This window comes from Xanthomonas sp. NCPPB 1638, from assembly GCF_041475635.2.
Lineage (GTDB): Bacteria > Pseudomonadota > Gammaproteobacteria > Xanthomonadales > Xanthomonadaceae > Xanthomonas > Xanthomonas cucurbitae.
Map to the genome: position 1 here is coordinate 232,749 of NZ_CM192984.1, position 12,072 is coordinate 244,820.

The following is a 12,072-nucleotide window of genomic DNA, read 5'->3' on the forward strand; positions in this document are numbered from 1 at the left end:
GGTGTGCGTGACACCCACGCCAAACCGCACGATGCCATTGGCCGGATCGGTGCCTCCCGAGGTCGCCGCTGGCGATCGCCGCGCCCGTCAGCGGGCCGGCAACCCGCCAATCACCGCAGATGCTGGGTCAACTGCCAGCACCGGTGGGTGTACGCGAACACATACGCCTCCGGTGCGCCGAAGGTCCTGATGACCTCGTCGTCGGCGGAGAACTCGGCCTTGACGAAGTCCGCGCGCATGCGCTCGCCATCGCGCCGGAGGTCCAGCTTCACGTGCGCCATTTCGCCCGGCTCCTTGCCGGGCTCGTCGTAGGTCCAGCGGTAGTCGATCAGGGTCAGCCGGAAGGGCTCGGCGGGCCGGTCCACGCGTTTGGACGGGTCGCGCAGATCGCGCTCTTCCACCGTGGCGGCGCTGTAGGCCGCCCGCACGGCGGCATCGCTCACGATGGTCTCGAAGAAGGCGGCAAACCCGTCCGCCGTGCGCGCGCAGGCTTCCAGCGGAAGCGGTGGGCGGTTGACCGGCGGCATGGCCGTTGCGGCCGGGGTGTTTGCGGTCGGCTTGGCCGGTGGGGCGAGCTGCGCCGGGGCGGCAGGCGGCGAGGCATTGCAGCACTGCGCCAGCAGGGCGAGCACGGTGGCGGTCAACAGGCGTTGCAACATGGATGGCATCCCTTTCCGGTAGGCGTACACGCCAGTAGGCGTGCAAGCGTACTGCACCGGCCTGACGCCGTCGTGTAAACCGAACGCGACCAGGCGACAGCGCGATCAGTCAGGTGTCCTCACGGCGACACCGTGTTCTCCCGCGTCACCCGGCTCAGCGCATCGCTGCTGATCTCGGCAATCGAATGGGTGCCGGTCAAGGTCATCGCCACGCGCATTTCGCGCTCGATCAATCCCAGCAGGTTGTCCACGCCGGCCTGGCCGCCGGCCGCCAGCGCGTAGACGAAGGCACGCCCCAGCAAGACCGCATCGGCGCCGAGCGCCAGCATGCGCACCACGTCCAGGCCGCTGCGGATGCCCGAATCGGCCAGGATCTTCAGCTGGCCCTTCACCGCATCGGCAATCGCCGGCAGCGCGCGCGCACTGGACAGCACGCCGTCGAGCTGGCGCCCGCCATGGTTGGAGACCACGATGCCATCGGCGCCGAAACGCACCGCATCGCGTGCATCGTCCGGGTCCAGGATGCCCTTGATGACCATCGGCCCGGTCCAGAATTCGCGGATCCACTCCAGGTCCTTCCAGGCAATGGAGGGGTCGAAGTTGGCCGCCAGCCAGCCGATGTAGTCCTGCAGCCCGGTGGGGCTGCCGCGATAGGCGGAGATGTTGCCCAGATCGTGCGGCTTGCCGAGCAGGCCCACGTCCCAGGCCCAGCGCGGGTGGGTCACCGCCTGTAGCAGGCGCCGCAGCGACGCGTTGGGCCCGCTCATGCCCGAATGCGCATCGCGGTAGCGCGCGCCCGGCGTAGGCATGTCCACCGTGAACACCAGCGTGGTCACCCCGGCGGCCCTGGCGCGCTCCAGCGCATTGCGCATGAAGCCGCGGTCCTTGAGCACGTAGAGCTGGAACCACATCGGCCGGTCGATGGCCGGCGCCACTTCCTCGATCGGGCACACCGACACCGTGGACAGGGTGAACGGAATACCGCGCGCGGCTGCCGCGCGTGCGGCCTGCACCTCGCCGCGCCGTGCGTACATGCCGGTCAGCCCTACCGGCGCCAGCGCCACCGGCATCGCCAGCGTCTCGCCGAACAGCTCGGTGCCCAGGCTCAGGTCGGACATGTTGCGCAGTACCCGCTGGCGCAGCGCGATATCGGCCAGGTCGGCGACGTTGCGCCGCAAGGTGTGCTCTGCATAGGCGCCGCCATCGATGTAATGGAACAGGAAGGACGGCAGGCGCGCCTGCGCGGCGGCATGGTAATCGGAAGCGGCGGAGATAATCATCGACGGCGACGGCGTGGGGGAGCCACGGAGTGTAAGGCGATCGGCCGGATGCCGGAGGGCGCCGGAACGGTCGGCGCGCGCTGCGGCTCCGCCAGCGGGGGACCTGGGCCGGATGCCGCCAGCGCCTGGACCTTCGTCAGCCCGCCTAACCACGAGCACGCCAGCCCTCCGGACGCGGCGCAGGCCGTGTCTGCGGCCCCGCACTGCGCGGTTTTCCGCAGGCCGACGCAAGGCAGGGCTTGCATTGGCCCGCGCAAACGGGCCACGTCCGGCTTGCCGGATAGGCTGCGCGTGCTCGTTGGCGATACGCCGGAGAAACAGCGCAAGAGGCTGTTGCAAAAAAGATTTTCCTGGCGTCGGAAAGTGTGCCCGGCAACCGTCAGGTTGCCGTCAGGTCTGGCGCGCGACAGCCGACGAAGGTCGTTCGGCGGCCACAGGGTCGCCCGGAAACGCACCGCGCTCCGGTCTGCTGCGGAGCCTGTGATGCCCTTGGTCCAACCCTTGCTGGTGTTGTTCGTCGTGCTGTCCAGTAGTGCCTGGGCGGCGCCCACCCAGGCCGAACTGCCGGGTAGCTGGACCGCCGCCGCGCTCACCGCCGGGTGGCCGGCGCCGCTGCATCAGGGCCGCTGCGCGTCATCGACGCAGGGCAGGGTGGTCATGGATTGCGACCCCGTCGGCACCGCCCCTGGTGGCGGCTGCCTGCCGGTGCAGCGCTGCCAGCGCCTGGCGGTGCCGAGCCTGGCCGAGCAGATCAACGTGGCCTTCAGCAATGCACCCGCCGACAGTCACGATGCCCCGGCGCGCAAGTGCGCCAGGGGCGCGGCGACTGCCTTGACCACTGCCTCGGCCAGCGGCCCGGCTCGCCCGCGTGGCTGCACCGAACGCGCGTGACGGCTCCGGTGCGATAGGCAGGCTGGGCGCCGATACCGGTGCGCGGCACGGCCGGGTGACTGTTCCGCGGCGGCCGGAGACCCGCCGCCATGCCGGCGCGTGGGCACCAGCGCCCGCACCGTGTATGGCCAGTGCACTGGAGCGTGCGGACACGGCCTGTCTGCCGGCGGTGGGGAGTACACGGCATCGCCTGTCAGCGAGCCGTGCCTGCCCGGCACCAGGGCGCCGGGCAGGCCGGAGCTCCGCTTACCGCGGCGAAATCTTCGGGTCGTTGCCCACCTGCGGATCGCAGCTGAAAAGGATCATCTTGTCGGTGTCTTCGACGACGAAGGACAGGAAGATCAGGGTGGCGGCGTTGTTGCGATTGATGACCGTCACGCCCCGCCCATCCTCGTCGGCCATGATGGGCTGCACGATCTGGTCCTTCGAATCGCTGGTCAGCACGCTCCTGATCTTGAAGTTCGGCCGGACCTCCTTGGCGAAGGTGTAGCGCATGGCCAGTGGGCTTTGCCCCTTGCAGGCCAGCGCCAGGTCGGGCGAGAAGCTGTAGAAATACTTGCCTGCGCCGGTATTGCCGCCGAAGCCGACGTCGGCAACGGTGAGCGAAATGCAGAGATGGTGTTCTTCGGTCATGACCTGTCCTGTTTCTTGAAGAGCGGGGCATAGAGGGAGATGAACTGTGGGTGGCGGTAGCCCGCCCGATACAGCCACCCAAGCTGTTGCGCGACGGCGGCGCGCTGGCCCAGGTGGATCTGGGCGCGAATCCAGGGGTCCAGCAGGTCCTTGTCGCGGCTGTTGGCCACATCCTTGCCCAGCACGCCAACCGCGTGCTGCCAGGCCTGGCGTGCGTCCTCGGTGCGCCCGGCGGCGGCCAGCCGCTCGCCCTGCCAGATCAGCGCCTGCGCCAGGGTCGAGGCGCCCAGCGTGTCGGCGGGATTGGCGCGATGCAGTGCCTCCAGGCGGGCGACCAGCGCGGCCTGCTGCGCGCTGTCGGCCGGCGTGCTGCCCCCGCGCAGGTGGCTGGTCTTCAGCGCGATGATGGCGTCCAGCCACTGCCACTCCGGCAGCGGTTGGGTCTGTTGCAGTAGGGTGGTCATCAGCTGTTGCGCCTGGCCGAGTTGCTGCTGGGCGCTGCCACGGTGCCCGTCCAGGCCGGCGACCCAGCCCACCTGTGCGTAGGCATGCGCCAGGTCGCGGCGCCACCCAGGGTTGCCCGGTTGCAGCGCCACCAGCGTGCGCAGCATGGCCACGCTGTGCTGCGCATCCTGTTGCGCCTGTGCCAGATGCCCTTGCGCCAGCGCCAGGCTGGAAGTGCGCAGCAGTGCGCCGGCCAGCCGGCGCTGCCAGGCCAGGGCCTCGGGCTGTTCCTGCACCAGGGTGCGCAATAGGGCGATCTCTTCGCGGTAGCCCTGCTCGGCAGGTGCCAGCAGGCCCTGGGTTTCCTGCGCAAGGCTGAGCCAGGACAGGCTGTCGATCAGCTCGTAGCGCACCGACGCCTGCTGCGGCCGGTGGGCCAGCACCTGGCGCTTGAGCGCGATGGAACGCGCGAAGAAGCCGATCGCCGTGTTCGGCTGGCCTTGCGCATTGGCCAGGGTGCCGAAGTTGTTCAGCGCGTAGGACACTTCCAGTTGCCAGCGCGGGTCTTGTGGCGCCGCACGCGCCAGCCACTGCGACTCGGCCAGGTAGCGCGCCCAGTGGCTGCGCGCCAGCGGCAGCTGATTGCGCTGGTAGGCCAGATACCCTAGCCAGTACGCCGCCTGCGCGGCCTCTGCACGCGCATTGACGGTGGCCGGTGCGCCTGCCTGCGCCTGGCCGGCGGTGGCGGCCGCACGCGTGAATGCCACCTGCGCCTCATCCAGCTTGCCTTGGTTCATCAGCACCTCGCCGGCGGTGCGCAAGGCGCCGGCGTGATTGACCAGGTCGCCAAGATGCATGCCGGTGCTGGGCAGGTCTTCCAGATACCGCAAGGCGCGGCTGCCCACGCTTTCGAGCAGTTTGAGGTTGCCGCCGGCGCGCAGTTGCTCGGCCAGCTCGCCCAGCATGTAGCCCACCAGTTGCTGCGCCTGGTCGCGGCGGGCTTCGGCCACCTGCTGCGCCTGGCGGGCCTGCCAACCGAGCAACATCGACGCGCTCGCCAGTAGCACCAGCACCGTCGCTGCGGCCGCATACAGGCCGCGACGCCGGCGTTGCGAGCGCTCGCAGGCATGCAGGAAGGCCCGCTCGGAGGCGTCCAGGTCCTGCGGCATGCGCCGCGCCGCTTCGCGCGCTTCGCTCAGCGGGCGTCCGCTGTTGAGCAGATGATCGCTGCGCCGGTCTTCGGCGGCCCAGCGGTGCGCGGCCAGTTGCAGCCGCTTGCGTGCCTGCAGCAGGCGGCGGTTTTCGTGGATCCATTCGGCTGCACGCGGCCACTGCCGCAGCAGGGCTTCATGCGCCACCGCGAAGCCTGGCTCACCGGCCACCAGCTCGCTGACGCACAGGCGCGCCTGCACCAGGGCATCCACCAACGTGCGCGCGGCGCTGGCATCGGGCAGCGCCGACCACGGTGCACGCCGCGCGGTCACCGCATCGCTGTCGGGGTGGATCACGCTCAGCAGTGCCAGCACCTGGCCCAAGGCGGCCTGCGCATTGGCCGGCAATGCGCCGAAGCTGCGTTCGGCGTGGTGCGCCAGCGCCCCTTCCAGCCCACCCAGGGCGCAATAGGCGGCGAAGGTCAGCAAGCCGTCGTCGCTGCGTTGCGCGTGCAGCGCATGCAACAGGTGCTGCAGCAACGGCAGCGCATCGGGCTGGCGCGCGGTGGCATCGCGCAGCACATCGTCCAGGTGGCTGGCGCTGTCGCGGTCCTGTTCGAAGCGCAGCCCGGCCATGGCCGCGGGCACGCGGATGATCTGGCCGATCTCGCCATCGCGCGGCGGCAGCAGGTCCACATGCCCATCGCCGCGCTTGAGCTCCACGATCTCCGGCACGGCGTCGATCAGGCGCGGGTAGAAGTCGCTGCGCGCCAGCATCAGTACCGCCACCTGCGTGCTGCCGCACAAGGCCTGCAATGCCGCCGCCAGCGCGGCGCGGTCGGCATCGGTGATGCCGGGCGTGGCCACCATCGCTTCGGCATGGTCGATCACCAGCAGCAGATGCCGCTGCGCCGCTGCGCCCTCGCGCGGCGGGGTGGCGTGGCGCATCGCTTCGGCAATGGCTGCATGCAGCGGCGCGGGGCGCTGCAACCAGTCCGGCAGCAGCGCCATCTGCGCCGGCGAGAACACCGCGCGCTGGCCCGGTTCCCATCCGGCGAGCGAGCGCGCCAGGGTGTCCAGCACATCGCCGCCACGGCATTGCGCCAGGTTGCAATACGCCACCGCCAGCGCTTCCAGCCCGTCCAGCCCGCCCGGTTGAGTCAGCAACGGCACCACGCCGGCGCGCAGCAACGAGGTCTTGCCGCAACCGCTGGCGCCACTGATGAGCACCAGCCCGCGCCGGCTGTGCAACTGTGCACGCAGCGCCGCCGCCACCTGCGCAATGGCATGGCTGCGGCCGAAGAACACCTGCGCATGCGCCGGGTCGAAGGCCTGCAGGCCTACATATGGGCTGCCGTGGCTCCAGGTCTGCGTGCCCGGCACCGCGCCACGGTAATCCTGGGGAAACACCACCTTGGGCAGCAGCCGGTACCCGCGCTTGCGGATGGTTTCGATAACGCGTGGCTGCCGGCTGTCGTCGCCGAGCTTGCGGCGCAGCTGGGCGATGGTCTTGTGCACCGGGTTGTCGCCGTAGAAGCTGCCGTGCCAGACCTCGATCAGCAACTGCTCGGCACTGACCACCTCGCCGGCGCGCTCGGCCAGCGCGACCAGCACCTCCATCATGCGCGGCTCCAGCGCAATGGTCTGGCCGTCGTCGATCACCACCAGCCGTTCCGGCTCCACCTGCAGGGCGCCCAGGCGGAAGCGCGGCACCGAGCCAAGTTGCGTGACGCGCTCGCTACGAAGGGGCATTCGGACACCGGTCGTACAACTGGAAGGGGCCTCGACGATCGCCAACAGGCGCAGCCAGGCACGGCACGGCAGGGACGGCAACGTAGCATAGCCGGCGCTGCCGGACTTCGATTGGATTCGCTGTTCGTGGCGGCGTGGGCGGGCGATGGTGTCAGCTGTCACGCGCGTCCATACAGCAGCGTGTGTTGCGCCTCAGGCTGTTTCGCATGCGCCACACGCTCTAAGATGCCGCCAGCATCTTGCTGACCAGGAGTCCACGTTGATTATCCATCCCAAAGTGCGCGGCTTCATCTGCACCACCACGCATCCGCTCGGTTGCGAGCGCAATGTGCTCGAACAGATCGCCGCCACCCGCGCGCGCGGCGTGCGTACCGACGGCCCGAAGAAGGTACTGGTGATCGGCGCCTCCAGCGGCTACGGCCTGGCCTCGCGCATCACCGCCGCGTCCGGCTTCGGCGCCGACACGCTGGGCGTGTTCTTCGAAAAACCCGGCAGCCCCAGCAAGGCCGGCACGGCCGGCTGGTACAACTCGGCCGCCTTCGACAAACATGCCAAGGCCGCAGGCCTGTACAGCAAGTCGATCAACGGCGATGCGTTCTCCGATGCGGCGCGCGCGAAGGTGATCGAGCTAATCAAGACCGAGATGGGCGGCCAGGTGGACCTGGTGGTGTATTCGCTGGCCTCGCCGGTGCGCAAGCTGCCGGGCAGCGGTGAAGTGAAGCGTTCGGCGCTCAAGCCGATCGGCGACACCTATACCGCCACCGCCATCGACACCAACAAGGACACCATCATCCAGGCCTCGATCGAGCCGGCCAGCGCGCAGGAGATCGAAGACACCATCACCGTGATGGGCGGGCAGGATTGGGAACTGTGGATTGACGCGCTGGACGGCGCCGGCGTGCTCGCCGACGGCGCGCGCAGCGTGGCCTTCAGCTATATCGGTACCGAGATCACCTGGCCGATCTACTGGCATGGCGCGCTCGGCAAGGCCAAGGTGGACCTGGACCACACCGCGCAGCGCTTGCACGCGCGCCTGGCCACCCATGGTGGCGGCGCCAACGTGGCGGTGCTCAAGTCGGTGGTGACCCAGGCCAGCGCGGCCATCCCGGTGATGCCGCTGTACATCTCCATGGTCTACAAGATCATGAAAGAGAAGAACTTGCACGAAGGCACCATCGAGCAGCTGGACCGCCTGTTCCGCGAGCGCCTGTACCGCGAAGACGGCCAGCCGGCCGAGGTGGACGACGAAAACCGCCTGCGCCTGGACGACTGGGAACTACGCGACGACGTGCAGGACGCCTGCAAGGCACTGTGGCCGCAGGTCACCACCGAGAACCTGTTCCAGCTCACCGACTACGCCGGCTACAAGCACGAGTTCCTCAAGCTGTTCGGCTTCGAGCGCAGCGATGTGGATTACGACGCCGATGTGGAGACGGACGTGAGGTTCGATTGCATCGAGCTGGGGTGAATCGGGAGTCGGGAATGGGGAATCGGGAATCGGGAATCGCAACAGCGGTTGCTGCGTGCTTTGAGTTCCCGACCCGATGCGGTTGAGAGCGGCCGGCAGAGCATGCCGGCCGTTGTGGATGGCGCAATGTCGGGAATGGGGAATGGGGAATGGGGAATGGGGAATGGGGAATCGCAACAGCGGTTGCTGCGCGCTTTGAGTTCCCGGACCCAATGCGGTTGAGAGCGGCCGGCAGAGCATGCCGGCCGTTGTGGATGGCGCAACGTCGCGCGGACGTGCCCTCATCCGCCCCTCGGGCACCTTCTCACGAGGGGAGAAGGCAGTAGCCTGCAGTTGCTTGCCATCACGCAACCAACCAACGCCCCCGGCATTCGCCGCTTTTACGATTCCCGATTCCCGATTCCCGATTCCCGATTCCCGATTCCCGATTCCCAAGCGCGTCAGCGCTTCACATCGAACCGCGCATCGCCCACGCAGGCCTGCACATCGGCCACCGACAGCGGGTTGAAATCGCCGGGAATCGAGTGCTTCAGGCATCCGGCCGCCAGGCCGAAGCGCACCGTGTCCTGCAGCGGCCAGCCTTCGATCAGGCCGTGCAGCACGCCGGCGGCAAAGGCGTCGCCACCGCCGATACGGTCGATGATGCGGGTGAGTTCCTCGCTGGGCGCACGCGCCACCGCGCCTTCGCGCGGCACCAGCATCGCGCCCAGGCTGTGGTGGTCCACGGTATGCGCCACGCGCTGCGTGCAGGCCATCAATTGCAGCTGCGGGAATGCGGCAAACGCCTGTTGCGCGGCCGCTTCCACGCGCGCTTCCAGCGTGTCCTGCGGGAACTCGCCGCCCAGCACCACGCCAATGTCGCGGTAGTCGGCAAACACCACATCCGCACAGGCAAACAGCTGGTGCAGGATGCCGCGCGCATCGCCCTGCCAGCGCTGCCACAGTTTGGGCCGGTAGTTGCCGTCGAAGGACACCTTGACCCCGGCCGTACGCGCGGCGCGCGCGGCCGCCAGCGTGGCTTGCGCCACCTCCGCACCCAGGGCCGGGCTTACCCCGGAGAGGTGCAGCCATTGCACGCCTTCCAGCAGCGCCGGCCAGTCGTAGGCGTCGGCGGGCGCCAGCGCAAAGGCCGAATCGGCGCGGTCGTAGACCACTTCGCTGGGGCGATGGATCGCCCCGGTGGTCAGGAAGTACAGGCCCATGCGGCCCTCCACCCGCCGCACATGGCGGGTATCGACAGCATGGCGGCGCAGTTCGCCAAGCACCGCCGCGCCCAGCGGGTTGTCGGCCACCGTGCTCACCATGGCCACCTCATGGCCGAAGTGCGCCAGCGACACGCCGACGTTGGCCTCGGCACCACCGCAGTGCACGTCCAGTCGCGGCTGCTGCAAGAGCAGCGCGTGACCAGGCGCCCCCAGGCGCAACAACAACTCACCAAAACACAGGATGCGGGCACGATTCATGCGGGAATTACCTCGGCTGTGTGGTGCGTCACGGGGTGGGGAAACCGCAGCGCGTTACGATGACCATCGGTGTCATTCTAGCCCTCCCTGAAGACCGCCGGACAGGCCCAGCATGCAACGTGACGTGGCCGCCTGCGCGCCATCTTGGCGAAATCCGGACGCTTTTGTGCTGCGCTGCAAGATGTTGAACAGCGGTTCAGCTGGTAACGTCTTTTTGACCAGCGGTGTCATTGCCGCTCACATGCCCATATTTCACATTGTTCATGGACCCTTGGGAGGGGAGGACATGCAATTTCGGACCACCAGCCGGAAGACACCGGTTACCTTGCTGGCTTTGTCGATCGGCCTGGCGCTGAGCGGCCACGCACTCGCACAAGATGCCGCCTCGCCACCTGCCGAGCCTGCCGTGAACCTGGACACCGTCACGGTGACCGGTTACCGCGCCAGCGTGGAGAAGGCGCTGGACATCAAGCGCGGCGAAGCCGGCGTCGTGGATGCCATCGTCGCCGAAGACATAGGCAAGTTCCCGGATCTCAACCTGGCCGAGTCGCTGCAGCGCATTCCCGGCGTGGTGATTACCCGTGAAGCGGGCGAAGGCCGCGCCATCTCGGTGCGCGGCTTGGGCCCGGAGTTCACCCGCGTGCGCATCAATGGCATGGAAGCGCTCACCACCGTGGGCGCCGGCGACCAGAGCGGCGGTACCAACCGCGGCCGTGGTTTCGACTTCAACGTGTTCGCCTCGGACCTGTTCTCGCAACTGATCGCGCGCAAGACCGCCTCGGCCGACGTGGAAGAAGGCTCGCTCGGCGCCACGGTGGACCTGCGCACCGCGCGCCCGTTCGACTACAACGGTTTCACCTTCGCCGCCAGCGGCCAGGCCGCCTATTCCTACTGTGTCATAAAAATGTTATTCTGCAGGCAATCCACACCGTGCTGAGATGAACATGGCCGCAGTCAGTCACCAAGCGCGTTTTTCCGCCTATTTGGATGACCTATCCGCTGCGCTTGGTCATGCTGATCGCGCGGCGAGCTTACACGGTTATTGCCGAGGATTGATGCTGCCGTTGGAGCGCAAAAGCGTAGAGCCGCTGGCGGCGCATGTGGATCCGCTGCGGACACGGGCTCGGCATCAGGCGTTGCACCATTTCGTGGCCAAGTCGGACTGGTCCGATGCGGCGGTGCTGGAGCGCGTCCGTCAGTACGTCTCATCGCATATGGATTTGAAGGGCGAGGTGTACTGGATCGTGGACGACACGGGTTTTCGCAAGAAGGGCAAGCATTCGGTCGGTGTGACCCGACAGTACTGCGGGGAGATCGGCAAACAGGACAACTGCCAGGTGGCGGTGAGCGTCTCGCTGGCGACGCCTGCGGCGAGCGTGCCGATGGCCTTTGGGCTGTATCTTCCTGAGGCTTGGGCGGCCGATGCGGCGAAGCGGGAGAAGGCAGGTGTTCCGGAAGAGATCGCGTTCGCCACCAAGCCAGAGATAGCGCTGGCGCAGATGCAGGCCGCGTGTGCTGCAGGTGTCGTCCGCGGCACCGTGTTGGCCGATGCAGCTTATGGCAGCAATACGGCTTGGCGTGATGCGCTGACTGCCTTGGAACTGACTTATGCAGTGGGGATTGTTTCGAGCGTCAAGGTCTGGCCGCCGGGGCAAACGCCCGAGCCGCCCGCGCCTTGGAAGGGGCAGGGCCGTCCTGCGATTCGCCATCGCCGCACGGCGGATCGCCAGCCACAGTCGGTGGAGGCACTGGCGCAGTCCCTGCCTCGGCGTGCCTTCCGGACGGTGTCATGGCGGGAAGGCAGCAACGCACCGTTGTCCGGACGCTTTGCGGCCCTGCGCGTGCGTGCCGCGCAGGGAGATCGTTTGCGTCAGGAGGAGTGGTTGTTGATCGAATGGCCCGAAAACGAAGACAAGCCAACGCGCTACTTCCTCTCCAACTTGCCGGCAAGCACGCTCCGCAAGGATCTGGTGAATACGGTCAAAGCGCGCTGGCGGGTTGAACGCGATTATCAGGACCTGAAGCAGGAGTTTGGTCTGGATCACTACGAAGGGCGCGGTTGGCGGGGGTTTCATCATCACGCCACGCTATGCATTGCTGCTTACGGGTTTCTGGTTGCTGAGCGCTTGCGCGGGGCGCATCAAAAAAAACCGTCACAACGCCCGCAACCTGCCCTACCCGAAGATTACAGCCCGCGCGGGGCGACCGATGCGGGCTCAGCGCCATGTAGTGGACTCGATCGCGACGCTGCGCTGGACAATCGCCGTAGAAATCGCAGTGACACTACTTGGAACGATGTCTCCGCACCTTCGCATTTAATGACACAGTAGG

General features: G+C 67.8%; 9 protein-coding genes and 1 pseudogene. 4 read left to right on the forward strand and 6 right to left on the reverse strand.

Annotation, left to right across the window (positions count from 1 at the left end; genetic code table 11):
* Positions 1 to 110: 110 nt before the first annotated feature.
* Together ACCQ13_RS00980 and lldD are read right to left on the reverse strand one after the other, a co-directional pair.
* Positions 111 to 659 (reverse strand): hypothetical protein, encoded by a 549-nt coding sequence (locus ACCQ13_RS00980; RefSeq protein WP_372372330.1) that lies wholly within the window; start codon positions 657 to 659, stop codon positions 111 to 113.
* Between the two features lie 119 nt (positions 660 to 778).
* The gene (lldD, locus tag ACCQ13_RS00985) at positions 779 to 1,939 is read right to left on the reverse strand and encodes an FMN-dependent L-lactate dehydrogenase LldD (RefSeq protein ID WP_372372331.1); all 1,161 of its coding nucleotides are present in this window, start codon (positions 1,937 to 1,939) and stop codon (positions 779 to 781) included.
* Positions 1,940 to 2,422: 483 nt separating this feature from the next.
* Here lldD and ACCQ13_RS00990 point away from each other — a divergent pair, with 483 nt between their 5' ends.
* On the forward strand, positions 2,423 to 2,830 hold the full coding sequence (locus ACCQ13_RS00990) for a hypothetical protein (RefSeq protein WP_104604996.1): 408 nt from the start codon (positions 2,423 to 2,425) through the stop codon (positions 2,828 to 2,830).
* 246 nt (positions 2,831 to 3,076) lie between these two features.
* Here the strand turns inward: ACCQ13_RS00990 and ACCQ13_RS00995 are convergent, their stop codons facing one another.
* Positions 3,077 to 3,463, reverse strand: coding sequence for a hypothetical protein (locus ACCQ13_RS00995; RefSeq protein WP_104604994.1), 387 nt, complete (start codon positions 3,461 to 3,463; stop codon positions 3,077 to 3,079).
* Positions 3,460 to 6,810 (reverse strand): nSTAND1 domain-containing NTPase, encoded by a 3,351-nt coding sequence (locus ACCQ13_RS01000; RefSeq protein ID WP_104604992.1) that lies wholly within the window; start codon positions 6,808 to 6,810, stop codon positions 3,460 to 3,462. Before ACCQ13_RS01000 ends, ACCQ13_RS00995 begins: the two co-directional genes overlap by 4 nt.
* 259 nt (positions 6,811 to 7,069) lie before the next feature.
* On the opposite strand from ACCQ13_RS01000, the gene fabV reads away from it, so the two are divergent.
* Positions 7,070 to 8,278 (forward strand): enoyl-ACP reductase FabV, encoded by a 1,209-nt coding sequence (gene fabV / locus ACCQ13_RS01005; RefSeq protein ID WP_104604990.1) that lies wholly within the window; start codon positions 7,070 to 7,072, stop codon positions 8,276 to 8,278.
* Between the two features lie 440 nt (positions 8,279 to 8,718).
* Here fabV and ACCQ13_RS01010 read toward each other — a convergent pair whose 3' ends face one another.
* Positions 8,719 to 9,741: a sugar kinase gene (locus tag ACCQ13_RS01010; protein WP_159406465.1), complete on the reverse strand. Its 1,023-nt coding sequence runs from the start codon at positions 9,739 to 9,741 to the stop codon at positions 8,719 to 8,721.
* A 72-nt stretch (positions 9,742 to 9,813) separates the two neighbouring features.
* Positions 9,814 to 9,972 carry a hypothetical protein gene (locus tag ACCQ13_RS01015; RefSeq protein ID WP_158251461.1) on the reverse strand — a complete coding sequence of 53 codons (159 nt, stop codon included), beginning with the start codon at positions 9,970 to 9,972 and terminating at the stop codon, positions 9,814 to 9,816.
* A gap of 55 nt (positions 9,973 to 10,027) precedes the next feature.
* On the opposite strand from ACCQ13_RS01015, the pseudogene ACCQ13_RS01020 reads away from it, so the two are divergent.
* Both ACCQ13_RS01020 and ACCQ13_RS01025 read left to right on the forward strand, forming a co-directional pair.
* Positions 10,028 to 10,630 (forward strand): annotated as a pseudogene (locus ACCQ13_RS01020) (TonB-dependent receptor plug domain-containing protein); the annotation flags it as partial.
* Positions 10,631 to 10,685: 55 nt separating this feature from the next.
* Positions 10,686 to 12,071 (forward strand): IS701 family transposase, encoded by a 1,386-nt coding sequence (locus tag ACCQ13_RS01025; RefSeq protein WP_223214363.1) that lies wholly within the window; start codon positions 10,686 to 10,688, stop codon positions 12,069 to 12,071.
* The last annotated feature ends 1 nt before the right edge of the window (position 12,072 follow it).

Bases quoted from the DNA above. Each gene is read 5' to 3' on its own strand.
- ACCQ13_RS01010 (WP_159406465.1), bottom strand. From the start codon at position 9,741: ATGAATCGTGCCCGCATCCTGTGTTTTGGTGAGTTGTTGTTGCGCCTG.
- ACCQ13_RS00995 (WP_104604994.1), bottom strand. From the start codon at position 3,463: ATGACCGAAGAACACCATCTCTGCATTTCGCTCACCGTTGCCGACGTC.
- lldD (WP_372372331.1), bottom strand. From the start codon at position 1,939: ATGATTATCTCCGCCGCTTCCGATTACCATGCCGCCGCGCAGGCGCGC.
- ACCQ13_RS01015 (WP_158251461.1), bottom strand. From the start codon at position 9,972: ATGACACCGCTGGTCAAAAAGACGTTACCAGCTGAACCGCTGTTCAAC.
- ACCQ13_RS01000 (WP_104604992.1), bottom strand. From the start codon at position 6,810: ATGCCCCTTCGTAGCGAGCGCGTCACGCAACTTGGCTCGGTGCCGCGC.
- ACCQ13_RS01025 (WP_223214363.1), top strand. From the start codon at position 10,686: ATGGCCGCAGTCAGTCACCAAGCGCGTTTTTCCGCCTATTTGGATGAC.
- ACCQ13_RS00980 (WP_372372330.1), bottom strand. From the start codon at position 659: ATGTTGCAACGCCTGTTGACCGCCACCGTGCTCGCCCTGCTGGCGCAG.
- ACCQ13_RS00990 (WP_104604996.1), top strand. From the start codon at position 2,423: ATGCCCTTGGTCCAACCCTTGCTGGTGTTGTTCGTCGTGCTGTCCAGT.